Source organism: Nannocystis sp. (assembly GCF_016714285.1).
In the GTDB taxonomy this organism is placed as follows: domain Bacteria; phylum Myxococcota_A; class Polyangia; order Nannocystales; family Nannocystaceae; genus Nannocystis.
In genome coordinates this window covers 54,487-81,162 of the sequence record NZ_JADJNN010000001.1, presented here as the reverse complement: position 1 = coordinate 81,162, position 26,676 = coordinate 54,487, and the positions used below count along the sequence as shown (strand labels likewise).

The 26,676-nt window shown below is 68.7% G+C and carries 18 protein-coding genes and 2 pseudogenes; 18 read left to right on the top strand and 2 right to left on the bottom strand.

The genetic code is table 11. From position 1 onward, the window contains the following. Positions 1-150 precede the first annotated feature (150 nt). The 9 genes and pseudogenes from drmD (at position 151) to IPJ59_RS00305 (ending at position 11,494) form a co-directional block, all read left to right on the top strand. Positions 151-2,808, top strand: a complete 2,658-nt coding sequence (gene drmD / locus IPJ59_RS00340) for a DISARM system SNF2-like helicase DrmD (RefSeq protein ID WP_293269238.1) — start codon at positions 151-153, stop codon at positions 2,806-2,808. A 154-nt stretch (positions 2,809-2,962) separates the two neighbouring features. Continuing rightward, complete coding sequence (locus tag IPJ59_RS00335; protein ID WP_293269237.1) at positions 2,963-3,724, top strand: hypothetical protein; 762 nt, start codon at positions 2,963-2,965, stop codon at positions 3,722-3,724. A 14-nt stretch (positions 3,725-3,738) separates the two neighbouring features. Continuing rightward, entirely contained in the window at positions 3,739-6,543 is a 2,805-nt protein-coding gene (locus IPJ59_RS00330; protein WP_293269236.1) for an Eco57I restriction-modification methylase domain-containing protein, read from the top strand. Positions 6,544-6,658: 115 nt separating this feature from the next. After that, positions 6,659-7,108: pseudogene (locus IPJ59_RS37420) on the top strand (type IIL restriction-modification enzyme MmeI); the annotation flags it as partial. A 99-nt stretch (positions 7,109-7,207) separates the two neighbouring features. Then, on the top strand, positions 7,208-7,687 hold the full coding sequence (locus IPJ59_RS00325) for a hypothetical protein (protein WP_293269235.1): 480 nt from the start codon (positions 7,208-7,210) through the stop codon (positions 7,685-7,687). A gap of 64 nt (positions 7,688-7,751) precedes the next feature. Continuing rightward, positions 7,752-8,924, top strand: coding sequence for an AAA family ATPase (locus IPJ59_RS00320; RefSeq protein ID WP_293269234.1), 1,173 nt, complete (start codon positions 7,752-7,754; stop codon positions 8,922-8,924). Between the two features lie 7 nt (positions 8,925-8,931). After that, positions 8,932-9,747 carry a hypothetical protein gene (locus IPJ59_RS00315; protein ID WP_293269233.1) on the top strand — a complete coding sequence of 272 codons (816 nt, stop codon included), beginning with the start codon at positions 8,932-8,934 and terminating at the stop codon, positions 9,745-9,747. 5 nt (positions 9,748-9,752) lie between these two features. After that, entirely contained in the window at positions 9,753-10,967 is a 1,215-nt protein-coding gene (locus IPJ59_RS00310; RefSeq protein WP_293269232.1) for an AAA family ATPase, read from the top strand. 32 nt (positions 10,968-10,999) lie between these two features. Then, positions 11,000-11,494 (top strand): hypothetical protein, encoded by a 495-nt coding sequence (locus IPJ59_RS00305; RefSeq protein ID WP_293269231.1) that lies wholly within the window; start codon positions 11,000-11,002, stop codon positions 11,492-11,494. 4 nt (positions 11,495-11,498) lie between these two features. On the opposite strand, the gene IPJ59_RS00300 is transcribed toward IPJ59_RS00305, so the two are convergent. Together IPJ59_RS00300 and IPJ59_RS00295 are read right to left on the bottom strand one after the other, a co-directional pair. Next, positions 11,499-12,359, bottom strand: a complete 861-nt coding sequence (locus IPJ59_RS00300) for a hypothetical protein (RefSeq protein ID WP_293269230.1) — start codon at positions 12,357-12,359, stop codon at positions 11,499-11,501. Positions 12,360-12,476: 117 nt separating this feature from the next. Then, positions 12,477-13,259: a hypothetical protein gene (locus IPJ59_RS00295; protein WP_293269229.1), complete on the bottom strand. Its 783-nt coding sequence runs from the start codon at positions 13,257-13,259 to the stop codon at positions 12,477-12,479. 538 nt (positions 13,260-13,797) lie between these two features. On the opposite strand from IPJ59_RS00295, the pseudogene drmA reads away from it, so the two are divergent. The 9 genes and pseudogenes from drmA to IPJ59_RS00250 form a co-directional block, all read left to right on the top strand. Beyond that, positions 13,798-17,043 (top strand): annotated as a pseudogene (gene drmA, locus IPJ59_RS00290) (DISARM system helicase DrmA); the annotation flags it as partial. Positions 17,044-17,912: 869 nt separating this feature from the next. Then, positions 17,913-19,049, top strand: a complete 1,137-nt coding sequence (locus IPJ59_RS37415) for a DUF1998 domain-containing protein (protein WP_366524531.1) — start codon at positions 17,913-17,915, stop codon at positions 19,047-19,049. Positions 19,050-19,092: 43 nt separating this feature from the next. Next, positions 19,093-19,926: a DISARM system phospholipase D-like protein DrmC gene (gene drmC, locus IPJ59_RS00280; RefSeq protein WP_293269227.1), complete on the top strand. Its 834-nt coding sequence runs from the start codon at positions 19,093-19,095 to the stop codon at positions 19,924-19,926. A 380-nt stretch (positions 19,927-20,306) separates the two neighbouring features. Continuing rightward, positions 20,307-20,888 (top strand): Pvc16 family protein, encoded by a 582-nt coding sequence (locus tag IPJ59_RS00275; RefSeq protein WP_293269226.1) that lies wholly within the window; start codon positions 20,307-20,309, stop codon positions 20,886-20,888. Continuing rightward, on the top strand, positions 20,885-21,712 hold the full coding sequence (locus IPJ59_RS00270; protein WP_293269225.1) for a hypothetical protein: 828 nt from the start codon (positions 20,885-20,887) through the stop codon (positions 21,710-21,712). Before IPJ59_RS00275 ends, IPJ59_RS00270 begins: the two co-directional genes overlap by 4 nt. A 42-nt stretch (positions 21,713-21,754) precedes the next feature. Next, positions 21,755-23,659 carry a phage tail sheath family protein gene (locus tag IPJ59_RS00265; RefSeq protein ID WP_293269224.1) on the top strand — a complete coding sequence of 635 codons (1,905 nt, stop codon included), beginning with the start codon at positions 21,755-21,757 and terminating at the stop codon, positions 23,657-23,659. Positions 23,660-23,675: 16 nt separating this feature from the next. Further along, the gene (locus IPJ59_RS00260) at positions 23,676-24,137 is read left to right on the top strand and encodes a phage tail protein (protein WP_293256624.1); all 462 of its coding nucleotides are present in this window, start codon (positions 23,676-23,678) and stop codon (positions 24,135-24,137) included. 6 nt (positions 24,138-24,143) lie between these two features. Beyond that, entirely contained in the window at positions 24,144-26,111 is a 1,968-nt protein-coding gene (locus tag IPJ59_RS00255) for a phage tail sheath family protein (protein WP_293269223.1), read from the top strand. A 2-nt stretch (positions 26,112-26,113) separates the two neighbouring features. Continuing rightward, positions 26,114-26,668 (top strand): phage tail protein, encoded by a 555-nt coding sequence (locus IPJ59_RS00250; RefSeq protein WP_293256630.1) that lies wholly within the window; start codon positions 26,114-26,116, stop codon positions 26,666-26,668. Positions 26,669-26,676 lie beyond the last annotated feature (8 nt).

Here is a 26,676-nt window from a genome sequence, read left to right as displayed (position 1 = left end):
CGGCCTTGTTCAGGAGCCACTCGGCCTTCTTGCGGATCGTCGCACAAGGCCGAGGCGGGACCGGCAAGCACGCGCTCAACGACAGGACGTCGGGACTTGCCCCTCCGCCGATGCAGCCCGAAGCGTGATACCGTCCCCATCCGCTCGCGCATGCCCCAGCCCGACAAGCGCTCCGCCCTCCAGGTCCTGACCAAGGCCCGCCTGCGCGAGCTCGTCGACGCCTTCGAGCTCAAGCTCGCCGCTGCCGAGTCGAAGGACGCCCACGTCGAGCTGCTCGCCCGCTCCAAGAAGGCCACCCTCCCGAAGCTCCTCGACCTCCTCCTGCGCGACGAGCTCAAGGACATCTGCCGCGCTCACGGCCTCCCCGACGCCGGCCGCGACAAGTCCCCGATCGTCGCCCGCCTGCTCGGCCAGCCCACCCCGGACGACGACCCCACCGCCACCCCCGACCCACCATCCCAACCCCGCCCGGCGCACTCCACCACCCCCTGGCGCGACGCCTCCCCGCTCGAGCCCGGCCAGATCGTCCACGTCCGCGCCCGCCAGTACCTCGTCAACGAGGTCGTCCCGCCGCCGCACCCCGGCCACGCCACCCTCCTGCGCCTCTCCTGCCTCGAGGACGACGCCCAGGGCGCCCCCCTCGAGGTGTTATGGGAGCACGAGCTCGACGCCCGGATCCTCGGCCGCGCCTCGTGGGACCGCGTCGCCAGCCGCGGCTTCGACCGCCCCGACCTGTTCTCCGCCTATCTCCACACTTTGCGCTGGAGCTGCGTCACCGCGACCGACCCCAGGCTGTTCCAGGCCCCGTACCGCGCCGGCATCGAGGTCAAGGATTACCAGCTCGAGCCCTTGCGCATGGCCCTCGCCATGCCGCGCGTGCGCCTCTTCATCGCCGACGACGTCGGCCTCGGCAAGACCATCGAGGCCGGCCTCATCCTCCGCGAGATGCTCCTGCGCCAGCGCGTGCGCCAGGTCGTCGTCGCCTGTCCGCCCTCCGTCGTCCGCCAGTGGCAGGAGGAGATGGAGCAGCGCTTCGGCCTCACCTTCGTCATCTTCGACCGCGACTACGTCGCCGCCTGCCGCCGCGAGCGCGGCTACGGCGTCAACCCGTGGACCACCCACACGCGCTTCATCATCTCGCACCCGCTCCTGCGCGACGAGGCCTACGCCGCCCCCTTGCGCGAGTGGCTGCGCCCCGAAACCACTGACACCGAGACCACCGCGCAATCCCTCTTGATCCTCGACGAGGCCCACAACGCCGCCCCCGCCTCGGGCGCCCGCTACGCCGTCGACTCCCACTTCACCCGCGCCATCCGCGAGCTCGCCCAGCGCTTCGAGCACCGCCTGTTCCTCTCCGCCACGCCGCACAACGGCCACAGCAACTCCTTCAGCGCCCTGCTCGAGATCCTCGACCCCGACCGCTTCTGCCGCGGCGTCCAGCCCGACGCTCGTCTGCTCGACGAGGTCATGGTCCGCCGCCTCAAGAGCGACCTCCGTGAGATCTCCACCGACGACTTCCCCGACCGCCGCGTCGTCCCCGAGGTCATCGACCACCTCCCCGACGACGCCCCCGAGCTGCACCTCTCAAGGCTCCTGCAGCGCTACCGCGAGCTCCGTGAAGCCCGCCTCGCCGCCGCCCCCCGCAGCCAGCGCAGCGCCGGCCTGCTGGTGATCATCGCCCTGCAAAAGCGCCTGCTCTCCTCGATCGAGGCGTTCGCCAGCACCCTCGCCGTCCACCGCCGCGCGATCGACAAACACCCCACCCCGGCCACCGATGCCGAAACCTTCGACCTGTCCGAAGGGACAGGCTCCGACGACGAGCGCGCCGAGCTCCCCGACGACGAGCTCGCCCGCGAGGACGCCGCCCAGGTCGAGCTCATCACGTCGCGGTCCCCGACCCTCGGCCCCGAGGAGCGCGCCCTCCTCGCCGAGATGGCCAGAATCGCTGAATCCGCCCGCCACCTCCCCGACGCCCGCGTCCGCCGCTTCCTCGAGTGGCTGGGGCTCCACGGCTGCCCCGACCTCGGCCAGCCCGGCGCCGCCTGGACCAACCGCCGCGTCCTCCTCTTCACCGAATACGCCGACACCAAGCGCTACCTGATCCACCAGATCTCCGCCGCCATCGAATCCACCGACGACGCCAGCCGCCGGATCGCCGCCTTCCACGGCGGCATGGGCGACGAGGCCCGCGAACAGATCAAGCACGCCTTCAACGCCGACCCCGCCAAACACCCGCTGCGGATCCTCGTCGCCACCGACGCCGCCCGCGAGGGCGTCAACCTGCAGAACCACTGCGCCGACCTGTTCCACTTCGACATCCCCTGGAACCCGGGCCGCATGGAGCAGCGCAACGGTCGCATCGACCGCAAGCTCCAGCGCTCGCCAATTGTCCATTGTCGCTACTTCGTGCTCCCCCAGCGCGCCGAGGACCGCGTCCTCGACGTCCTGGTCCGCAAGACTGCCACCATTCACCGCGAGCTCGGCAGCCTCTCCCCCGGTCGTCGAGCGCAACCTCGAGGAGCTGCTGCGCGGCGGCATCGCCCACACCCGCGAGGCCGACCTCACGGCCCAGATCGCCGCCCAGGAGCCGCGCCGAAAGACCCTCCTCGACCTCCAGATCGACCGCGAGCTCGAGCAGGTCCGCAAGCGTCAGCACGACCTCAAGCTCCGCGTCCAGGAGCTGCGCGCCCTGCTCGCGGAATCCCAGGCCTGGCTCGGCCTCAGCGACGAGCACTTCCGCGGCGCCCTCAGTGCCTCGCTCGAGCTCCTCGGCGCCGAACCCCTCGCGCAGCTCGACACCACCGATAACGACCCCGCCCGCGCCCGCTGGCGGATCCCCGCCCTCGACCGCCGCGCCGGCGCCGACCCGACCTGGGCCGCCACCCTCGACACCCTCCGCGTCCCCCGTCGCCGCGACCAAAAGCCCTGGGAGTGGCGCCGCGAGGCACCGATCCGACCGATCGTGTTTCGCGACCCCCGCAGCCTCGACGGCGAGGTCGTCCACCTCCACCTCGAGCACCGCGTCGTCCAGCGCCTGCTCGGCCGCTTCCGCTCCCAGGGCTTCCTCCACGACGAGCTCACCCGCGCCTGCGTCCTGCGCAGCGACGACCCCGAGCCCAAGCTCCTGGTCCTCGGCCGCCTCTCGCTCTACGGCCCCCGCGCCGCCCGCCTCCACGACGAGGTCCTCGCCATCGCCGCGCAGTGGGTCGACCCCGACCTCCGCGGCCGCAAGAAGCTGACCGCCCTCCCGGTCGCCGCCCGCGACGAGGTCCTGGCCCAGCTCGAGCACTCGCTCGCCACGCCGCGCCTGCGCGAGGTCCCCGAGGCCCTGCAACACCGCCTCCGCGCCCACGCCCAGCGCGATGTCGCCGAGCTGCTCCCCCAGCTCGAGGCCCGCGCCCGCGAGCGCATCGCCGCCGCCGAGAAGCAGCTGCGCCGCCGCGGCGAGCAGGAGTCGACCGCCCTCGCCCAGGTGATCACCGCCCAGATCGCCCGCATCCACAGCAAGATCGCCGAGCACGACGCCAGCCAGCTCGGCCTCGACTTCAAGGAAGAACACGAGCGCCGCCAGCTCGCCGCCGACCGCCGCTACTGGGATATTCGCCTCCCCGAGCTCGCCCGCGAGGCCGACCGCGCCCCCGCGGCGATCCAGCGCGGCTACGTGGTCCAGGCGGTCCGCGTCGAGCCCGTCGGCCTCGTCTACCTCTGGCCCGTCTCCGCCTGACCCAAAAGACAGACATGGCCCAGGACCCCCTCCACGCGCACAAGGAATGGATCGGCTACCTCCAGCCGGTCGGCCTCGTGGTCTCCCCCCACGCCCTGCTCGCCGCCCAGGCGATCGTGTCGGAGCAGGTCAGCGAGCCGCAGCAGCGCCTGCGCGCCCTGCCCCGCCCGTTCCCGTTCACAGGGCTGGCGCAGGGGCTGCTCGGCTGGCGTAGTACGGACATTGCCGGCGCCCCCGGCGGCCCGGAGCTGCCCGATACGCTCGCCCACCCGCTCCCCGAATACGGCGAGACGCTCCGCCCCACATTCGCGGTCCCCGACAGCAATTCCACCGACCACCCCTGGCTCCTCTTAATCCAGGACCTGCCCCCGGGGACAGATCTCGACGCCCCCGCCGAAGCATCTGCCCACAATTGGGACGCGCCGCCGCAAGCGAAGTTCGAGCGCCTTCTGCGCGAGACCGGCGTGCCGATCGGGCTGCTCCACAACGGGGCGCTGCTCCGCCTGGTGTACGCGCCCCGCGGCGAGACGTCGGGCCACCTGAGCTTCCCGCTCGAGTTCATGGCCAGCGTGGCTGGCCGCCAGTCTCTCGGGGCGTGCTTGATGCTGCTCGGCGCCGACCGCCTGTTCAGCGAGTCCGACTCTCGCCGCCTGCCCGCGCTGCTCAGCGAATCTCGCAAGTACCAGAATGAGGTGTCGACCCGCCTGGCCGAACAGGTGCTCGGGGCGCTGCTCGAGCTGCTCCGCGGCTTCCAGGCGGCCGATGAGGCGACCCGCGGCGAGCTGCTCGGGGCGCTGTCGACGGACGACCCCCAACATATCTACGGCGGCCTGCTGACGGTCCTGCTCCGCCTGGTGTTCCTGCTCTACGCGGAGGACCGCGGCCTGATGCCCGGCGAGCCGACCTGGGCCGCCCACTACAGCGTGACCGGCCTGTACCTCCGCCTCCGCGAGGACGCGGGCCGTAACCCCGATACCATGGACCAGCGCTTCGGCGCCTGGGCCGCCCTGCTGTCCCTGTTCCGCCTGGTCTACACCGGCGGGACCCACGACCGCCTCCACCTGCCCGCCCGCGAAGGCCGCCTCTTCGACCCCGATAGCTATCCCTTCCTCGAGGGCCGCACACGCGGCGAGGCGTGGCAGCCCGGCGAACGCCGCGAGGCGCCCCGCGTGCCCGACGGGGTGCTCTGGCGCGTGCTGCAAGGCTTGCTGATCCTCGACGGGGAGCGGCTGTCGTATCGCACCCTCGATGTCGAACAGATCGGGTCGGTGTATGAGTCGATGATGGGGTTCAAGCTGGAGCGCGCGACCGGCCCGAGCATCGCGGTGCGGCCGCAGCATGTGGTGGTCGACCTGGCGATCGTGCTGTCCCAAAAGCCAGACGCGCGGGCAAAGTTCTTGAAGGAGCATGCCGGATGCGACCTCACCGGCGCGGGTCTGGCGGCCCTGAAGGCCGCGAAGAACGCCGACGATATCGTCGCCGCTCTCGGTCGCAAACAAAGCCCGCGCACGCCCGCGATCGTGCCGGCAGGGAGCCTGTATCTCCAGCCCGGCGAGGAGCGCCGCAAGTCTGGATCGCACTATACGCCGCGTAGCCTCACCGGGCCGATCGTTCGCACGACGTTGCGGCCCGTGCTCGAGGCACTCGGCGAGCGCCCGACCCCGGCGCAGATCCTGGAGCTGAAGCTCTGCGACCCCGCGATGGGCTCCGGGGCGTTTCTGGTGGAGGCGGCGCGCCAGCTCGGCGAACAGCTGCGCCGCGCGTGGGATGTACACAAGGCGATGCCGATAATTCCGGCGGACGAGGACCCGGACCTGCACGCGCGGAGATTGGTGGCGCAACGCTGCCTGTATGGGGTGGACAAGAACCCGCTGGCGGTGGAGATGGCGAAGCTGTCGCTGTGGCTCGTGACGCTGGCGAAGGACCACCCGTTTACGTTTTTGGATCATGCGCTCAAGCATGGGGATAGCCTGGTGGGGCTGGATAAGGGGCAGATCGCGGAATTTAGGTGGGACCACGAGACACGCTTTCAAGGGGCGATCTTCGAGCACATGCGCCAGCAGGTCGGCAAGGCGACCGCGCTGCGGCGCGAGATCCATGACTACGGGGATGAGCAGGACGCTGCGAAACGCAGCACGCTGAAAAGTGCGGACGACGCGATCCACGAGGCGCGGCTGATCGGGGATGCGGCGATCTTCGCGTTCTTTGCGGAGGATTCGGAGAAGAAACGGAATCAGCGGCGGGAGGAGATTTTTAAGGAGACCGTCCAGCCGGCGCAGAAGGGCGACCCGCGAGCGCTCAACCGGCTCGAGCAGATGAATGCGGAGCTGCGCAGCGGCGAACGGCCGATGACGCCGTTTCACTGGGAGATCGAGTTTCCGGAGGTTTTTGATCGCGGGAATCCGGGGTTTGATTGCTTCGTGGGGAACCCGCCATTTCTTGGCGGCGCCCGCATATCGAGCACCATCAGCCTCTCTTATCTCGACTGGCTCCTAACAGCCTTTCTGCAACCCCACGGGAACGCTGACATTATCGCATACTTCATTCAGCGCATATTCACACTACTACGTCGCAATGGAACCTTGGGAATCATCGCCACGAACACCGTTGCGCAAGGAGACACGAGGAACGTAGGACTTCGCACAATTTGCGAACATGAAGGGAGCATTTATTTTGCCGAAAGAAGGCTTCTGTTGGCCCGGGCTCGCAGCGGTGATTGTCAGCATCATATGCATCCGTCGTGGTCCGACCACGCCAAAAATACTCGACGGCAAGGCCGTCGAACGCATCTCAGCATTCCTGTTCCACTCTGGCGGTGACACCGACCCTTCACGTCTGTCGGCCAACGAAGGAATCAGCTTTCAAGGAGTCAAGGTATACGGACAAGGCTTCCTTTTTGACGATGACGACGAGAAAGCCTCGCCATCCTCAGCAATGCATGAAATTCTCGCTCAGGCGCCTGAATACTCGGCGCTTATACATCCTTACATCGGCGGCGAAGATGTCAATGATAATCCAAGCCCGCAGCCTCGACGCCACGCAATCAATTTCGGTGACATGACCGAAGTGGAAGCTCGCCGATGGCCCAAGCTTATGAGCATCATTGAAGCCAGGGTCCGACCGGAGAGGGCGAAGAACAACCGCGAAACTTATCGAAAGACTTGGTGGCTATATGGGGAACGACGCGTGGCTCTCCAGCGAGCTATCGCAGGGTTACAACGGATCCTCGCAACTTGCCAAACGGCGAAGTACCGCCTGTTCACCTGGCTCCCAAGCACCTACGTCTTCGATCAGAAGCTAATCGTGTTCGCGCAGCAAAACGATTCAGCACTTGCAATGCTGCAGTCTCGAGTACACGAGGTTTGGGCGGCATTCTTCGGCTCAAGCATGAAGGATGATCCTGTTTACACTCCATCTGACTGCTTCCAGACCTTCCCATTCCCTCTCAATTGGCAACATGACTCTAACCTTTCGCAAACTAGCATGCAATACTACGATTTTCGCGCCGACCTCATGGTCCGCAACAACGAGGGTCTAACAAAGACGTACAACCGCTTCCACGACCCCGACGAGCACGCCCCCGACATCCTCAAGCTACGCGAGCTCCACGCCGAGATGGACCGCGCCGTGCTGACGGCCTACGGTTGGACCGACCTCGCCGAGCGCGCCACCTGCGAGTTCCGCCTCGACGACGAGCCCGACGACGAGCCCGACGCCGACGAAGCCCCGCGCGCCCGCGCCAGGAAGAAGCCCTGGCGCTACCGCTGGCCGCAAGACTTCCACGACGAGGTCCTGGCCCGCCTCCTCGACCTGAACCAGCAGCGCGCCGCCGAGGAGCGCCTCGCCGGCCCCCCAGCTCCACCACCAAGTCCCCACCCAAGCCCGCCAAGAAGGCCAGCAAGTCCGCCGCCAAGAAGGCCACCCCCTCCACCCAGTCCTCGCTCCTCCCCCGACGAGGACTAGCCCCTGGATCCCCGATTCTCCAGCACCGTCATCCCTGGTACCCTGGCCCAAGACGCGAGAACTCGTGACCACCCCACTCCACCTCACCGCAGTAAGCCTGCACCGCTTCAAGGCGGCGTACGAGCTCACAGACGTCCCGCTGGGCCCGTTCAACGTGCTCATCGGGCGAAATGGCGCCGGCAAGAGCACGCTCCTCGAGGCCCTCCAGTGGATCGATACGTCGGTGCGCCAAACGGTCAACGTGGCGTGTGACCGCTACAACGGCATCCGCGACCTCATCAACCACCGCTACTCGGCCGAGCGCCCCGGCTTTACGCTCAAGACGCGATTGGAGGCCGCCGACGGCGCCTTCGCTCGCTATACCTGCGGCATCGAACAACGCGATGAGGTCGCGGTGGTCGCGTTGGAGGAGCTCCGTATCGGCGCTCCCGCGAAGCCCATCGGTGAACTGCTGCTCTGGACGGACAAAGACGGCGCACGTGCCACCGACCGCAGCAGATTCCCCGCGCCCGATCGCCTGGCGTTGACGAGGCTCGACGAACTGCTGCCTCCACCCAAGTTCTCGATCACGGGGACAGACATCACCACGTTCTGGCAAAACGCGGTGTTCCTGCGCCTCGAGCCCACCGACCTCGCACGCAGCGCGCCGCTCAAGCGCCCGTCCCTCGCGCCCCTCCTCGACGAAGTGGGCGCCACCCTCCCCGCGCTCATCGAGGAGCTCGACAGCGAAGGGCGCGAAGAACTCCTCGAGATGCTGCAGTCCGTACTCCCCGACTTCCGCGACATCGAAGTTGTCCGCGGCGGCGATGTCCGCGCGGGAAACTATGCGCTGAAAGAGAATATCGTCTACAAGGGAAAGGCGGGGCGCAAGCAGTTCGCCATCCCCGCATGGATGCTCTCGGAGGGCACGCGGCGAATGACCGCGATCTTCGCCCTCCTCGCCCACCCGACCGGGCCCAGCCTGCTTTGCATCGAAGAGGTCGAGAACGGCCTCGATCCGGTCGCGGTGCGCAAGGTGCTAAACCACCTCAAGGACGCGAGCCTCCGCGGCGTTCAAGTGATCGTCACAACGCACTCTCCGTGGCTCCTCGACGACATCGATCTGGCCGACATCCAGATCGTGCGACGGGCGCTGGGAGACACCACCTACACCCGACTCCAGAACGACCCGGCCAGCCAGATCTCGGACCCTCGCGTCCGACCTGGAGGCCGTTATGTCCACATCCTCGAAGACTGAGAAAGTCATGAAGATCGCCCTGTTCGTCGAGGGGAGCACGCCGGTCGGCTCGAAAGATCAGTGCGCCCGACTATGGAACACCCTGCTCCCTGCCCTCGGCCGAACGTCGGTCGATGTCGTCGTTCCCATCGGGAAGGATGCGATCACCAACATGCTCGGATTGCCAGGGAGCACCTCGGCCCCTGGCCTCGATGCACGGATCTGCGATGCCCGCCGGACCCACAAGCTCGATCCGGCCCGCGACGCCCTCATCGTCGCCTGGGATCTGGAACCACCAGTCGATAAGGACCAACGTCGGTGCGCGTGGGACGAGAAGATCGGCGTCTATCAGGGGATCGCTAGTTCGCCGCTCGCGCTCCTCCGGGACACCGCCTGGGCAGCCTGCGCGGCCAAGGCCGCGACTCAACTCGAGAATCTGCGCGACGTACCTCCCACCGGACGCAGCCAGCGTACCGTCAAGGCCGGAGCCGTCCTCGCCGTCTGCATGGAGCCCATGTTTGAGGCGCTCTTCACCCATGACGGCAGGGCAGTACGGCGAGCGCTCGACCTCAAGGACGATCCTCCTGGCTGGCCAACAGGTTGGGGCCCCAATGAACGGGATCCGAGCAGGAAACTGATGGGACCCGCGATCGCGGCGATCCACCGAATGCGCCCCGCGCATCCGGTGCGCAAAATCATCCGCGAGACGTGGCGCAACGCCAAGGATGAATGGGGCGAGTATATCCTCAGGAAGCTCCTCGCGGATGAAACCCAACGCAAACTGATCCTCGAGCATGCCATCTCACGGCGATTGAAGAATATCTTGCCGCGCTCGAAGGACTGACCTCCATGCTGCACGCACTTCGCCTCCACGACTTCCGCTCCTTCGCCGACTCGAACCGGATCGAGCTCGCGGATGTCAATGTCTTCATCGGCCCGAACAGCGCCGGCAAGTCGAACATCATGACGGCGATCGAACTCGCGTTGCTTAGCACGGGGTCTCCCGCACCGGGCCCGCTGGCGATCTCCCAGGTGCCATCATTCGGCTCGTTCGACTCGATCCTCCGCCGCCCGGGCAAGAACCGAAAGTCCGCGGACGCAGAATTCTCCCTGATCTACGAATGGGATAAATTCACGGCGCGCTTCGCCCTGCGACGCTCCCCCTCCTCCGGCTCAACGATCGTTCATCACGCCGACTACTCCGCCAGGCTCCCGCCGGGGACGGTAGAGAAGATCGAGGCGATCGACGCCGAAGGCAGCGCCTATCGCTCGACCGACCGGGGAAAGAAGACCGCACAGGTCACATTCTTCGGCGGCGCTCCCGTCTTCTTCCAGAGAAGCGGCGCGGTCGGCTCGTTGATCCGCGCCGGCGAGCCGCCGCAGGAGACCATGATCGTGCGCCCCCAACGCCCGGTCCCCCGCTCGGTGTACGTCCTCGACGACCCGATGATGCACGCCGACGACACCCGGCTCATCAGCGACCTCCTGCGCCTGTGGAGCGACGACGCCAACAGCGTCGCGCGCGCGACGATCGTCGAGAATCTGCGCACGATGAAGCTCGCCGTCGACATCGACGCGCGCCCCCTGGGGCAGCGCAAAGGCCCACGAACGGCCGAGATCCGCGTCTCCCCCCGGCGCAAGACCGAGGCCGCCACGCTCGCCGATGTCGGCTACGGCGTCAGCCAGATCCTCCCCCTCCTCTCCCACGACGCCCAGCTCAAGCGCGGCAACCTCATCGCCTATCAACCCGAGGCGCACCTCCATCCCCTCGCCCAGTCCCGCCTCGCCGATGTCTTCGTCGCCTCGGCCGACCGCGGCAACAAGGTCTACGTCGAGACCCACAGCGAACACCTGGTCCTCCGCCTGCAGACCCTGGTCGCCGCCGGCCTCGACCCCGCCAGGGTCCGCGTCTTCTGCGTCGAGCACGACGGCAAGCAGTCTGTTATCACCACAATGTCCTTCGATCAACACGGCGTCCCGAAGGCACGCTGGCCCAGGGGCTTCCTCGACACCGGCCTCGACCTGGCCCGCGACCTCGCCGAGCAGCGCAGGAGGACCCCGTGACGCGATCCAGCGCGCGCGCCTTCTACGACACAGTGATCTTCGTGCTGTCCCTGAACCAGGGCGACTCCCACAGCGAGCCCTGCCGCGCCCTGCTCGACGTCGACAGCCCTTCGCTCACGTGGTCGATCATCATCTCCGCGATCACGAGGGCCGAGGCGACCCTCCACGAATACCTCGATCAGCTGGAGCAGCGCTGCGCGCTGCAAGGCCTCGAGTGGATCGAGGTCCCGCAGACGGCGATCGCCGCGACGATGAAACAGCAGCGTCAGCTGAAAGCCAAACTCGACCAGGCCGGCATGCAATCCCACGACATCAAGCAGGTCTTCGCCGCCGTGGCCGGCCAGGCCGCACTGTTCGTGACCCGCGACCGCGATTTCTTCGATCCCAAGGACAAGGCCCAACGCGCCAAGAAGTCCCGCGGCACCGCAGTCAGCCGCCTGCTCCAGACCGAACTCGGCCTGACGGCGCTCTTCCCCGCCGAAGCCCACGCCAGACTGCTCGCATTGTCGCCGGACGACGCCTCGTGACCCCTCACGGCTGCTCGAAGCAATAGATCGCCGCAGACGCGCCGCACATGACCTCCGCCCCGCGGGTCCAGAACGCGTCGGTGGCGGTGCCGTCGGCGGCCCAACCGGTCTGGTCGCTGTCGTTGTAGGTCCAGTCGGAGCAATGCTGCGTGTTGGGGATGCGCATGCCCGTGATATCGGTGCCCGTCCATACGGTGGAATTCACCGTCTCGCTCTTCTCCGTGACGTTGATCGGGTGCTCGAGCGTACCCGAGGTCAACGCGTCCCAGTTCGCCGCCACCTGCTGGCCGTTGACGAGCACGTAGGGGCCGCGCGCGTGGTACATGCGATCCGCCGGCTGGACCACGGAGGTGCTCACCCAGGCCATGTAGCGCTCGCCGTTGGGGAGGAACATGTTGGTGGCGCGGTGGCGGCACTCGTAGTCGGCGCCGATGATCCCGTTGAACTTACCCTGCTTGGACGGCTCGCTGGTGATGAACACGATCCATCGCCGCGTGCAGTCATTGCGACACGCGTCGCCGTCCTGGGCGTTGCCGTCATCACACTCCTCGTCCTCGTTGACCACGCTGTCGCCACAGAAATACGTGGGGAGATCACCGCTCGCGGCGGTCACATCGGTGCTGCCAAGGGTCTCTCCCTCGCCCATCGAGACACTCCCGTCGCCGCTGCTCGAGGTATCCCCGGCCACGTCGCCACTCGTCCCCGTGCTCGCTCCGGTGCTCGTCGAGGTGTCGCCCACGCCCCCTGATCCCGTCGTCGGGCAGTAGGTGACGCCATGCTCGGCGATGATCGCATCGATCGACTCCACGGCGCAGCTTCCGCTGAACGCAGCAAGCGTGACGACCGTAAAATATCGCAGGTGCATGGTCAATCTTCCAGGCAGTAGAGGTGTGCCGTGGATTGGCATGGCTGTCCGCCATCGCTGGTCCACCTTCGAGCAGCTTTCCAGACCGGCAACTCGGCGATGCTCGCGGGTGAGGCCTTACCGGCGCGGGCGGTGGCCAGGAAGGCGTCGCTGGTCCACTCGTCGCAGTGCTTGACCGCGCTGAATGGCTTCGCCATCCGCGCCGATGTTCGTCCAGACGAACTCCAGCGGCTTCAGGGCAACGCCGGTCTCGGTCACGTCGAGCGGGACCTTCGGGCCTTCGGCGATCAGGTCATCCAGGTCGTCCGCGAGCAGCTGCCCGTCGAGGCGCACATACGGGTAGCCCGCGTCCGCCGCAGCCTTCTTCAGCCGCGTCTTCGGCGTCGCCACCCCGTCGCTGAGCCACGCCCGGAAGCTCCCCGACTGGTCGAAGCCCTGCCCGGCAGCAGCAGCCACGCAGACCGCGTCGGCCAGCGCGAGCCCGCCGAGCGCCCCCGAGAACTTCGCCGCCGTCACGAACGCGACGCGCGCGAGGTAACGACACGCCAGCGGGTCGCAGGGGGCCTCGCCCTCGACCGGCGGCGCGCTGGCGTCACACTCCTCGTCGTTTGGCTGCAAGAGCCCGTCCCCGCAGCGCGCCCCATATGTACAGCTCTCGGTGCACCCGCCATAGCTGTTGTCATTGTTGTTGGCGCCGTGGTCACACTCCTCCTCGCCCGCCCACAGCAGCCCATCACCACATACGGCCGCGGCGCAGGTCGAGGTGCACGCGGCGTTATCACTGTTGCCCTGAAACCCGTCGTCGCACGCCTCCCCGGGGCCAACAATGCCGTCCCCACAGCCCTCCGGGACCGGCGACTCGGTGGTGCCGGACGACGTGCTGCCCGAGCTTCCACCCACGCTCTCGGAGGCGCCGCCCGTGGTCTCAGAGGCGCCGCCCGTCGAACCCAGCTCACCGCTGCTCGCCCCAGCACCCGTCGTCGGCTGCGTGCTCGTCGGCGACGGTTGCGGCTCCTCCCCTGGGTCGTTGGGGCCCCCCTTGCTTGTCGGCTGCGCGGGAAGCTCGGCATCCTCCTGGCACGCCCCCACGGTGGCCAGGAGGCCAGCGAGAAAGCACCGCCCGAAATCGCGCACGCTGGAACGCTATCAGCGGAGTCCTGGCCGGTCAAGGCCCAGCATTCGGCCGTGGCCCATCGCCCCCAGGAGCTCAACGACTACCTCGCTAGCCGCCACACCGACCGCCCGAACATCGATTTCGACGCCATCCGCCGCAAACTGCCGGCTTCGTGAAATGACGTCATGAACCGAGTACTCCGGTCCCCCGCGTGCTCCGCAATATCGAAGGCCCCGGGTATTGTGCAAGGAGCTCGGCCGTGACTGCCCCGACGCATCCACGCTTTCGCTGGTATCGCTGCGTTGATTCCTGTACCGTCGCCACGTGCAGGCCCCTGCCCTCGTCCGTGATTCGCTCGCCTCGGCGCTCGCGCTCGACCTTATCGGCCCCGGCCCGGCCGACGCCGCCCACGCCGACGAGATCCTGAACACCGCCCCCTCGGTCTGGTACCTGACCGGATTCCTGGTCCCCTTCGAGGCCCCGCCTGGCGAGCGCGAGGGCGACGACGCCGACGGCGAGCTCGACGGCATCGACAAGGCCCGCGCCGGCGACGACGAGGCCTCGCCTGAGGCCACGGCCGCCCGCAAGGGCCTGTTCCCGTCCTCCATCGGCCTCAGCCTGCTGGTCCCGGCCGCGGCCCGCGAGCTCGCCGTGGTCGCCCGCTGGGGCGACTACAGCCCGCTGCCCGACCCCGACGCCGAGGACACGCGCCGCCGCCCGACCCGCTGGCAACGACGCCCGCGCGCCGAGCCCCTCACAGTCCCGCTGAAACTCGGCACTCACCCGCATCCCGTGCCAAACAGCGGCGGCCTCGAGCTGGTCCTGTCCGTCCGCCCCGCCCCGACCGCCACGGGCCTGCCCCCGGGCACCCGCGCGGTCTCCCTCTTCCTCGTCAATCGTCGCCCGCCCGCCGAGGCCGCCCGCGAGCAGGCGTGGGTGTTCCAGGCCGGCCTCCACGTGCACAGCGATGCCCCGCTGGTGCCGCGCCCCGACGTGCGCAGCTCGACCGACTGGGACGACCGCGTCGCCGACCTGCAATACCGCGACATCGTCGAGCACGCCGTCGGTCACAACATATCGGTGCTCGTGCATTGCACCGACACCAAAGATTGCCACGACGTCGAGACCACCTGGATGCCCACGGCCCAGGTCGAGAAGGTCATCGCCGCCGCGATCGACGGCGTCAACCTCCGCATGGAGACCATCGCCGCCGCCCCCGACGGCGCCGCCCTGTCCCATTCCCTCGCCGGCATCGCCACCGCATACACCACCTGGCTCAAGGGCCAGGCCGGCACCACCTGCCCCGAGCCCCTCCGCAACGAGACCTGCCAGCAGCTCATCGAGCGCGCCGAGCTGGCCCGCGACCGCATCACCGCCGGCCTCGCCGCCCTGGCCCGCGACCCCGATGCTTTCCACGCCTTCACCGTCGCCAACCGCGTCGTCGCCACCGCCATGCGTCAGCGGGCCAGCCACGGCAACGGCAAGCGCCCCGAGCAGATCGACCCGCCGCAGTGGCGCCCGTTCCAGCTCGCCTTCATCCTCCTCAACCTCGCCGGCATCATCGACCCGCTGCACCGCGATCGCGGCGTCGTCGACCTCCTGTTCTTCCCCACCGGCGGCGGCAAGACGGAGGCCTACCTCGGCCTCTCGGCCTTCACCCTGGTCCTCCGCCGCCTCCGCAACCCGGGCCTCCAAAGCGCCGGCGTCAGCGTCCTGATGCGCTACACCCTGCGCCTCCTGACCCTCGATCAGCTCGGCCGCGCCGCCACCCTTATCTGCGCACTCGAGCTCGAACGCCAAAAGGACCCCGCCCGCCTCGGCCCCTGGCCCTTCGAGATCGGCCTCTGGGTCGGCCAGGCCGCGACCCCCAACGCCCTCGGCGAGAAGGGCGACAGCCGCCCGACCACCGCCCGCGCCCGCGTGCTCGCCTACCAGAGCAATCACAAGCGCAACCCCTCGCCGATCCCGCTCGAGGTCTGCCCCTGGTGCGGCACCCCCTTCCTCCCCGAATCCTTCGCCCTCCTCCCCAACACCGACCACCCGCGCGAGCTGGTCATCCGCTGCAAGAACCGCGATTGCGTGTTCACGCGCAACCAGTCGCTCCCGCTCGTCGCCGTCGACGAGCCGCTCTATCGCCGCCTCCCCTGCTTCGTCATCGCCACCGTCGACAAGTTCGCCGGTCTCCCGTGGGTCGGCGAGGCCGGGGCGCTGCTCGGCAACGCCGACCGCGCCGACGCCAGCGGCTTCTACGGCCCCGCCGAGCCCGGCAAGGGCCGCGCCCTGCCCCAACCACTGCTCCCGCCCGACCTCATCATCCAGGACGAGCTGCACCTCATCTCCGGCCCGCTCGGGACCATGGTCGGCCTCTACGAGACCGCCCTCGACGCCCTCGCCACCCGCAAACACGGCGAGCATTCCGTCCGCCCCAAGATCGTCGCCTCCACCGCCACGGTCCGCCGCGCCGAGAAGCAGATCCGTGCACTGTTCGGCAGGAACACCGTCGACGTATTCCCCCCGCCCGGCCCCGACCCGCGCGACAGCTTCTTCGCCCGCACCGTCCCGCCATCCGAGAAGAACGCCCGCCTCTACCTCGGCGTCGCCAGCCAGGGCCGCTCATTGAAGGTCGTCCTCCTGCGCACCTACCTCGCCCTCATGGCCGCCGCCCAGAAACAATGGCAGCAGTCCGGCGGCGCGAAGAATGTCGACAACCCCGCCGACCCCTACATGACCTTGCTCGGCTACTTCAACTCGCTGCGCGAGCTCGGCGGCAGCCGGCGGATCGTCGAGGACGAGGTCAACGCCCGCCTCACCTACTACGGCACCCGCAAGCGCGAGGGGGAGGCCGAGGGCAGCTTCGCCAGCCGCAACATCGACCACCTCCCGCAGGAGCTCACCTCGCGCGTCAACACCAGCGACGTCTCGGAGACCAAGCGCCGCCTCGCCCTCCACTTCGCCGAGAAGGAGCGCGTCGACGTCGCCCTCGCCACCAACATGATCTCGGTCGGCCTCGACATCACCCGCCTGGGCCTGATGGTCGTCCTCGGCCAGCCCAAGACGGCCGCCGAGTACATCCAGGCCACCAGCCGCGTCGGCCGCGACGACGAGCGCCCCGGCCTGGTCGTCGCCCTCCTCAACGTCCACCGCCCGCGCGACCGCTCCCACTTCGAGCGCTTCGCCGCCTGGCACGCCAGCTTCTACCGCGCCGTCGAGGCCACCAGCGTGACCCCCTTCTCGCCCCGCGCGATCGGCCGCGGCCTCGCGGCCATCACCGTCGCCCTCGCCCGCCACGGCGACAAGAAGCTCACCGAAGCCCGCCGCGCCGTCGACATCGCCAGCGAGCGCGCAAACCTCGGATACATCGCCGACACCATCGCCGCCCGCGCCGAGGCCCACGACCCCGACCTCGACACCGCCGCGCAGGCCCACCTGCGCCAACACGTCCGCGCCAGAGTGCACGCATTGCTCGACGACTGGTCGAGCCTCGCCCACGCCCAAAAGCAGGTCGGCGAGGGCCTGCAATATCAACAGGAGGCCGGCAACGACCTCCCGCTCCTGCACCAGCCCGGCGACCCCAAACTCGAAAAACTCCCCGCCGAATTCAGCAAGTTCACGGCGGCCCGGAGCCTGCGGAGACGTCGAGCCCGCCGTCGACCTGTGGATCCGCAACCCCGACGGCTTCCTGGTCGAGGGCGACCTCGAGGACACCCAGCCATGAGCAAGCCCCGCAAGGCCCCCGTCTCCGGCCAGATCCGCCGCAGCCAGGTCGTCAGCACCTTCGGCCCCGGCGCCATGGTCGACCTCCCGCTCCACTCCGTCTTAGTCGGCGGCCTCGAGCACTGGACCGAGCAGGGCCGCCAGCCCGTGCACGAGAAGCGCCTCGAGGCCAGCATCGCCAAACAGCTCGGCCTCCCCGAGGGCGAGCGCGTGCCGATGTACACCCCGCCCGTCGACGACGGCGACCCCGCCTCCCCGCGCGCCGGCATGACCTGCTTCGTGTTCCCCGCGTGGTTCGTCGGCCAGGTCGACGGCGTCACCCACCGCGATCACACCGGCAAACAGTACCGCACGCGCCCCCTGGTCCACTGGCGCGCCCTCGACGGCGGCAGCCACTACTTACATAACGGCAAGAAGATCCCCGTCGTCCCGGTGAGATTCGTCCAGGCCTGCCGCAATGGCCACATCAGCGACATCGACTGGTATCGCTTCGTCCACGCCGGCGACGCCCCCCAGGCCCGCGCCCGCCTCTGGATCGACGAGGGCGGCACCGGCGGCGACCTCGGCGATATCTACATTCGCTGCGAGGCCACCGGCGCGCGCCGTCCGCTCGCCGACGCCAAGCTGCCCGAGAGCCGCGTCCTCGGCCGCTGCCACGGCGACCGCCCCTGGCTCGGCCGCAACGCCCAGGAGCCCTGCAAGGCCAAGGACAGCGACGAACCCGAGTGGAGCCGCCTGCTGGTCCGCTCGGCCAGCAACGCCTACTTCGCCCAGGTCATGCGCGTCATCTCCCTGCCCGAGGCCGACGAGGCCGTGCGCAAGGCCGTCGACGCATTGTGGGACGACGAGCTCGCCTACGTCGACGATATCGACGAGCTGATCAAGCTCCGCCGCAAGAACAAGCCGAAGGTCTCGAGCAAGCTCGGCGCATTGAAAGACGCCGACATCTGGGCCGAGGTCGAGCGCCGCCGCCGCGGCTTCGAGCCCGACAAGAAGATCAAGGTCGCCGAGCTCGAGACCCTGCTCGCCTGCGAACCCGAGGCCGCCCACGAAGAGGAGCCGGCCAGCGACTTCTACGCCCGCGCCCGCCCGCTCGGCCAGCTCGCGCCGGCCTGCGAGGCCGCCTCGATCGCGTCGTGCTCGTCCACAAGCTGCGCGAGGTCGTCGCCCAGATCGGCTTCACCCGCTTCGAGGCCGTCATGCCCGACATCGACGGCGAGCTCACCCTCGACGTGCGCCCGGCCGCCCTCTCGCGCGAGCCCACGTGGGTCCCCGCCGTCGAGAACCGCGGCGAGGGCGTGTTCCTCGGCTTCAGCAACGACGCCATCGCCGCCTGGCTCCGCCGCGATCGCGTCCAGGCGCGCGGCGACCAGCTCCTCAAGGGCTTCGACGCCTGGGCCGGCGCCCGTCGCCTCGACAACGCCAAGTTCCCTGGCCTCCCCTACCTCATGCTCCACTCGCTCGCCCACCTGCTGATCCAGGCCGTCGCGCTCGAGTGTGGATATGCCGCGACCGCCATCTCCGAGCGCGTCTACGCCGGCGCGGCGGGCCACGGCATCCTGCTCTACACCGGCACCCCCGGCTCCGAGGGCACCCTCGGCGGCCTCGTCGCAGTCGGCAAGCGCATCGAGCATTACCTCGCCACCGCCCTCGAGCTCGGCCGCCTCTGCTCCAACGACCCGATCTGCGCCCAGCATCGCCCCGACGATCGCCACGAGGAGCGCTTCCTCCACGGCGCCGCCTGCCACGGCTGCCTGCTCATCGCCGAGCCCTCCTGCGAGCGCCGCAATGAGCTGCTCGATCGCGCGCTCGTGGTCGCCACCGTCGACGAGCTCGGCGCCGAGTTCTTCGTCGACCCGTGAGCCGCTTGCCAGCGCCACGATCCCCGGGCGACAAATGCCAGTGATGCTCCCCAGCCTCGGCCCGACCACGCTGGACGACCTCGCGGCCGCGCTCGAGGCCGGCCGCCTGCGAGCACCCTTCACCCGCAGCGCCGTCCGCCGCCACGTCCCCGAGGCCGCCACCGACGAGACCCTGCGCGAACTCGCCGCCCTCGAATCGCAACACTTCACCGCCGCCCAGGCCGCCCTGCTCCTGCGCACCCTCGCTAGCGAGCGCCGCCACCAGCAACATTCCGCCGAGCGCACCGAGCTCGTCTGGAGCGGCCCCGACGCCCCCGGCACCTCCCCGCGCGACACCGCCGTCGTCATCCGCGACCTGTGCAGCGCAGCCCGCCACAGCGTCCTCATCGCCAACTACGCCTTCGACCGCGCCCGCGAGGGCGAGGCCCTGCAGCACGCCCAGGCCCTCTGGCGCCCCCTCGCCGCCGCCATGGACGCGAATCCCCGGCTCGCCGTCCGCATCTTCGCCAACGTCGAGCGCAAGGACGCCCCCAGATACCCGGACCGCGACGCCGCGTACTTCGTCAACCGCTTCCGCCACCACTTCACCACCCACCTGTGGCCGGGCAAGCGCCTCCCTGACCTCTACTACGACCCCCGCAGCCTCCACCCCGACCCGACCCAGCGCGCCATCCTCCACGCCAAGTGCGTCATCGTCGACGAGTCCCAGGTCTTCCTGACCTCCGCCAACTTCACGCAAGCCGGTCAGCAGCGCAACCTCGAGGCCGGCCTCCTCCTCCAAGACCCCGCCCTCGCCCGCGACCTCACCGCCCAGTTCGACGCCCCCACCTGCGCCACGGCCCTGCTGCAGATCCACGGCAGCGACCCTCACCATTGAGAGTCCGCTCCGATCGTGCACCTCATCGGCGCCTGAGCCAGGTCGCCGCAAACCTACGTAGCCGGCCGGGCAGTGGATGTCCAGTTCGCAGCGCGGAGATCGAATCCTCACGACGCCTGATCGAATTGGGGTTCGAAGACATCACTACACATGGTACGTGTTTCAATATCCATCATCCATCAGTGTAAACATTGTTCTGTAGGAATCGTGTCCTGTTACGCCTGGGAATCACCGGCATACCCTCAAAAATTGGGCTATTATAGAATCACCAGACCATTACGCGGCTATTCTTGCTGCGATTCGCGTTGACATGCCGCAGCGAACTGCTCTACCTGTAGGCTGTCTGCGATTGCGCAGAGACAACATGAACGGCAGGGAAATTGGCGGACTTTGACTCGATCTCGGTTGTGGCGCGCAGCATCGAGATGCTGCTAAACGCCGCGTTCGAGGAGGTCCGTCCGGTCCCTCACAAGACCACCCACGCGGTCCTGGCACGCACTGCCGACCTCGATACCACCGTTCAGGGCAGCATCATCGAGCCTCCGGCGCTCTCGCTGCTGATCTATCGCGTCGATGTCAACAAGGCGATGCGGGCCGCCTGGTCGGCGGTCAGCGCCCAGGACGGGCGGGCCCGCCTGCCGCTCGACCTGCACATCCTGATGACCCCGTGGGCCGAGAACGCCGATCATGAGGCCCGTATTCTCGGGTGTGCCATGCAGTGCCTCGATGCCCAGCCGATCCTGAGCGGCCCGCTCCTCCACCCTGCCGGCGCCTGGGCCGTCGGCGACGCCCTGCAGATCGGCATCGAGGACATCTCGACAGAGAACCTGATGCGGGTGTTCGACTCCCTGCCGACCGACTACAAGCTGAGCGTGGCTTATGTGGCCCGGATCCTCCGCCTCGACGAGCGGCGCGCGGTCGCCGATCGCCCAGTCGCCACCTTCATGACGAGGGCCAAGTGACACCCCTGCCGCGATCCGAACAGCGTCTGGCCCAGGGTATCGAGGTGCTGGACGCCGTTCGCGGCGGTCGCGTCGCACGCCCGATCCGCGTCGACCTCGAAGGCCAATGGGCACCGCGCAACGTGACGCCTGGTTCCCCATATACGCGGCCGTCGGGGTGGCGCGATTCGCCCGGGGTCTCACGTCATGCCTCGTGCCTGCACGCCCTGCTCTACCACCCCGCCCTGATCGCCCTGAAGCCGGCGGACCGTCACGTTGCGATCTACATCCACGATCACGCGCGCTGGTTCGTCCCACGGCGGATCCGTGTCCCGCTGGTCGATCCCCACGACATCGAACGGGACGACCTCGGCCTCCATCCCATCGAACAGCGGATCCGCCACATCGCTGTGTTCCCGGGCACCGCCTACGAGTTTAGCGAGAGAATGACGGGGCTGCGTGGCCAGGTGCTCCGCGACGGCGTGCCGGTCGCCTGGGCGCGCATCGAGGCGCTCTACCCCGATCATGGCGATATGGTCGCTGGCCACGCACACGGCGACGACCGCGGCGAATTCCTGCTGTTGGTCGGCGCTCACCCGGCGCCGTTCGTGGATCCGCAGGGCACGATCGCCGTGTCGATTCGGGTCTTTGGACCGTCAGTGCCCCCCGCGCCCGCGACTGACGTGCTCGCCGCACTCCCCGTCGAAGACTTGCCCACGCCCGGTGCCCCCGATCCGATCTCGGCCGGCACCACACCGCCCGCCGGGTATCAGGCGGCGCCGCTGTTTCCTGTCGCACTGCGACTCGGCCGAATCAGTTCGGCCGTGCTCCCATTCTCGCCCTGAATCTGCTGCATCCATTCCATCGCCCGCCCAGGGAGGTCCGCCATGCCCGAGTATCTGTCGCCCGGAGTGTACGTCGAGGAAGTCAGCTTCCGTTCGAAGTCGATCGAGGGCGTTCCGACCAGCACCACCGGCTTCGCCGGCATGGCCCACTTCGGGCCGGTTCACTACACCTACGGCGCCAGCAACGAATATGGCCCGAAATCCTCGGCACCGCGCCTGATCACCAGCTTCACCGAGTTCGAGCGGGTCTACGGCGGCCTCGACCCGCTCCAGGTCGGCGAAACGGGGGCAGACGAGCGCCTTCCCTACCTGGGCCACGCAGCCCGGGCTTTCTTCGACAATGGCGGCAAGCGCCTCTACATCTCGCGGGTGTTCGTGCCGCGCACCACCGATCCCAAGGATGGCGTCGCTAGCCTGGCCGTGACCTTGGGAGAAGGGACAAATACGGCGACCGCGACGTGGCGCGCCCGCTGGCCAGGACGGGCCGGCAACGTCCGCGTGACCGCCGAGGTGATACGCAGCCGAAACATCGCGTTCGCTATCACGGACCCGGATGACAACGCCAAGAAGATCGCACAGGCCCGGCGTGTCCGCCCGGGCGCCGTCGTCGAGGTCATTGCGAGCGGCCCGGCGCCCGTCGGCTCGACCCTGACGGGCACCGCCCAGCTCCGCGTCGTCGAGATCGATGGCGAGGGCTTCCAGACGTTCTTCGACGAGAGCGGCAACACCACCGCGCTCGCTCACGACGTCGTCATCCAACTGCTCGAACTGCGGGTCCGCGTGGAGGCCGGGCGCGAGCGACGCGACGAGTACAGCGAACTCAGCACCTCGGCGGCACAGCGGCGCTACGTCGGAAGGGTCCTGCAGAAGGACGACCCCGCCGACGAGGACTGCATGGTCTGGCTCAAATGGGCTCCGGACGACTGGACAACGCTCGATGCCAAGTTGCGACCATTCATTCCCGCGCAGCTGTTGTACGCCCTCGTAAGCGAACCCACGAAGCGGCTCACAGGCGGCCATGACGGCCTCCTTGCCCAGCCCGACGACCTCGCCGGCAAGGAAGCCAATCCCGACGACGTCAACATCAAGGCGACCGGCCTGGCCGCGATCGGTGAGATCGATGACATCGCCATCGTCGCTCTGCCCGACGCCGCCACCTACGACGACGACGGCCTCTGCACCGCCGCTGTCGGCGCCTTGTTGGCGCACGTCACGAACGTGCCGTATCGCATCGCCATCGTCGACGCTCCCCGGGAGAGCTCGCTCAACGAGGTCCGCGAGTTCCGCGGCCGATTCGACAGCTCGCACGCCGCGCTCTACCACCCGTGGCTCGAGGTCCTCGATCCCAACGAGCGCCCGTCCGGAGGACCGCCACGCCTGCTCTCGCTGCCACCATCGGGCGCCGTCGCTGGCGTCTATGCGCGAACCGACGTCGCCCGTGGCGTGCACAAGGCGCCGGCCAACGAGATCATCCAGGGTCTCGTCCGCTTCGAGTCGAACATCACCCAGGCCCGTCAGGACGTGCTCAACCCCGAGGGAGTCAACGCCCTCCGGGCGCTCGAGCGGCGCGGCAACCGGATCTGGGGCGCGCGGACGATGAGCTCCGACCCCGAGTGGAAGTACGTCAACGTCCGCCGGATCTTCAACTACCTCGCCCACTCGATCGACCGCGGCACCCAGTGGGCCGTGTTCGAGCCGAACAACCGCCGTCTGTGGGACAGCATCCGCCGCTCGATCGAGGATTTCCTGCGGGTCATGTGGCGAGACGGCGCGCTGCTCGGCGATACCGAGAAGGAGGCATTCTTCGTCACTTGCGACCGCACCACGATGACCCAGAACGACCTCGACAACGGCCGACTCATCTGCTTCGTCGGCGTCGCTCCAGTGACGCCCGCCGAGTTCGTCATTCTCCGTATCGGTCAATGGACCGCCGACGCCAAGCTGTGACCCGGGAGACTGTCCAATGGCAATTTACCGCGAGAACCCCTACTCCGCCTTCAACTTCATCGTCAGCCTCGGCGGCGCCACTGGCGACGGCTCGGAGGGCACCGTGATCGGCGGCTTCTCCGACGTCAGCGGTCTCGGCAGCGAGATCAACTACGCCGAGTACCGCAACGGCAACGAGAAGCCCGCGACATCCCGCAAGGTCGGAAACACCTACAAGCAGGATGACGTCGTGCTCAAGCGCGGGCTCGTCGGATCGACCGACCTGTTCGCGTGGTTCAAGGCGGCCCGCGAGGGCAGGCACGAGCGCCGTCCGGTGACGATCACGCTGCTCGACGAGGCCCGACAACCGGTCGCCGTGTGGGTGCTGACCAACGCCCAGCCCAAGAAGTGGACCGGCCCAACCCTGGCCGCAAAGGGCGGCGGCGAGGTGGCGATGGAGGAGCTCAGCCTCGTCCACGAGGGCATCCTCTTCGAGTAGCCGACGATGCCGACGCCCTGGACATCGCCCGCCGCCCCCGGCCTCTACGGGGCCGTCACCGCCGTGAAGCCGAGCTTCGCCGCGGTGCGGATGGATGTCTGCGCATTCGTCGGGATCGCCCCCCGTGGGCCGGCCCGGGTCCCCCGCGCACCCGGGACGCGCCCCACAGAAGCACCCCCGTTCCGGCGCTCCATCGCCGTCGCCGTCGAGAGCATCGCCGAATACCGCCGACTCTATGGCGGCTTTGACGGGCCCGGACGTCTGCCCTACGCGATCCACACATTCTTCGCCCAGGGTGGACGCCGCGCGTATGTCGTCCGCATCGTCCATGACGACGGCGGCGAGCCCGGCCTCGCCGTCGCTTCCGGCGCGATAGCCGGGACCACCACCGCCCCGGTCGCCCTGCTGGCACGCAACGAGGGCCGCTGGGGAAACACCCTGCGCGCGGGATTTGGCTTCGCCGTCGCGCCGCTCGGACCATGCCTCGTGACCCCCACGGGGCTCTCCTTCGCGGATCGCGAGCCGCTCGAGATCGGCGCCCTGCTGCGCCTCGGCGCCACCGATCAGGTGGTGCTGGCCTGCATCACCAGCGTTCGCCGCGACCCGGACTCCCGTGTGTCCGTGACCCTCGACCGCACGATCCCGCTGACACCGACGAGCGCCGAGCTCGTCACTGGCGTGATCGAGATCGTCGACGGCGACGGCAACCGCGAGCGCCATACAGAGCTCGGCCTCGCGGCGGACCACCCCCGCTGGGCCGCGTCCGTGCTGCGCGACGCGTCGACCCTGGTCTATCCCGGCGAGGCGCTGTCGGCCGGCCTGATCGAGCCCCTCGATCTCCGCCGCCTGCCGCTCGCACCGGTGCTGCCGCCGGTCGACGCCGATGTCCCGCAATTCTCCGGCGGCGCCGACCGTTACACGGAGATCACAACCGGCGATTTCTTCGACGACGCATGGCTGCCCGGTGACCCGGAGCGCGGCGATGGCATCGCTGCCCTGGCATACATCGACGATCTGGCGACGGTCATCGTCCCCGACCTCTACGTGCCCGAACCGCTGCCCTCGGACGAATCCGTCCGCGATCCCGCCCCGCGCGGCAGCCCGCGCTTTGTCGCCTGCGAGCCACCGCCACCGCCACCGACCGAGGCCGCCGCGCCGACGACCGGCCTCGACAAGCTGCACCTCGACCCGACCGTCGACCTCGCCGAGATCGTCGCGCTCCAGACCGCAGCGGTCGCGGCCGTCGAACGACTCGGTGACCTCGTCCTGCTCCTTGACGTCCCCCCACGTCTCACCCTGCGCCAGATCCTCCGCTGGCGGACCAACTTTCATTCGTCGCGCGTCGCGGCCTACCACCCATGGTTGTACGTCGCCCCGGACGACGACGGCCGCGATCGCCGGATCTCGATCAATCCCTCGGCCGTCGCCGCCGGGGTCCTCGCCCGCCAGGAGCGCGTGTTCGGCATCTCGCATGGTCCTGCCGGTGTCCACGCCGTCGGAGTGATCGACGTCGCCGAGCTCGTCGCGGCCGACGCCCACGCCGAGCTGCACAGCGTCGGCATCAACGTCCACTTGCGCGAGCGGGGCGGCGTGCGCCTCAGCGCCGCCCGCACCCTCGCCGACGACCGCGCCTACCGCCAGCTGTCGGTGCGCCGCCTGATGAGCCTGCTGCGACGCACCCTCGAGATCCAGACGCAGTGGGCCGTGTTTGAGCCGAACACCCCGCAACTGCGCGGCGACATCGTCACCGGGCTGCGCGCCTACCTGCGCCAGCTGTACCGTGCAGGGGCCTTCCGCGGCGCGGACGAGTCCGAGGGATTCTTCGTCCGCTGCGATCCACGCCTCAACACCCGTGTCGACGTGGACGGCGGGCGCATGATCATCGAGATCGGCGTGGCGCCGACGGAGCCACTCGAGTTCATCGTCCTTCGCCTCGTGCGATCGGACGACGGCACGTTGGCGGTGGAGACCTGACCATGGCGGACCTCCAGTTCATCGCCGCGTTCCGCTTCCGGGTCGGGCTGCGCCGCAGCCTCACCGTCGAGGCCAACAACGCCGGCACTGCAGCCACGCTCGCTCCCGCGGCCGGCGAGTCGCTGATCATGGGCGACGGTGAGGGCGCCTTCCAGGAGTGCAGCGGCCTCGAGGTCGAGGTCGACGTGCAGGAGTACCTCGAGGGCGGCCGCAACGACGGCGTCGTCCGTCGGGTCGGCCGCGCCAAGTACTCGAACATCGTGCTCAAGCGCGGGATGTTCCTGGGCACGGGAACGGGCCTCAACGTCGAGCTGTGGCGCTGGCTGCAGGACGTCGTGTCCGGCGCACGGGTCCGCCGCTACGACGGCACCATCGAGGTCCTCAACGCCCAGCTCTCACCCGTCGCCACCTGGACCTTCTCGCGCGGCCTGCCGGCGCGGATCAAGGGTCCCGAGCTCAACGCCAAGACCGGAGAGATCGCGCTCGAGGAGCTGCACATCGCCCACGAGGGCCTCGCCCTCGTCCTGCCCGCATTGAACGTGGGAGGCAAGCAATGAGCGGGCTC

Bases quoted from the DNA above. Each gene is read 5' to 3' on its own strand.
- drmD (WP_293269238.1), top strand. From the start codon at position 151: ATGCCCCAGCCCGACAAGCGCTCCGCCCTCCAGGTCCTGACCAAGGCC.
- IPJ59_RS00330 (WP_293269236.1), top strand. From the start codon at position 3,739: ATGGCCCAGGACCCCCTCCACGCGCACAAGGAATGGATCGGCTACCTC.
- IPJ59_RS00325 (WP_293269235.1), top strand. From the start codon at position 7,208: ATGCAATACTACGATTTTCGCGCCGACCTCATGGTCCGCAACAACGAG.
- IPJ59_RS00315 (WP_293269233.1), top strand. From the start codon at position 8,932: ATGAAGATCGCCCTGTTCGTCGAGGGGAGCACGCCGGTCGGCTCGAAA.
- IPJ59_RS00310 (WP_293269232.1), top strand. From the start codon at position 9,753: ATGCTGCACGCACTTCGCCTCCACGACTTCCGCTCCTTCGCCGACTCG.
- IPJ59_RS00300 (WP_293269230.1), bottom strand. From the start codon at position 12,359: ATGCACCTGCGATATTTTACGGTCGTCACGCTTGCTGCGTTCAGCGGA.
- drmC (WP_293269227.1), top strand. From the start codon at position 19,093: ATGCTCCCCAGCCTCGGCCCGACCACGCTGGACGACCTCGCGGCCGCG.
- IPJ59_RS00265 (WP_293269224.1), top strand. From the start codon at position 21,755: ATGCCCGAGTATCTGTCGCCCGGAGTGTACGTCGAGGAAGTCAGCTTC.
- IPJ59_RS00260 (WP_293256624.1), top strand. From the start codon at position 23,676: ATGGCAATTTACCGCGAGAACCCCTACTCCGCCTTCAACTTCATCGTC.
- IPJ59_RS00255 (WP_293269223.1), top strand. From the start codon at position 24,144: ATGCCGACGCCCTGGACATCGCCCGCCGCCCCCGGCCTCTACGGGGCC.
- IPJ59_RS00250 (WP_293256630.1), top strand. From the start codon at position 26,114: ATGGCGGACCTCCAGTTCATCGCCGCGTTCCGCTTCCGGGTCGGGCTG.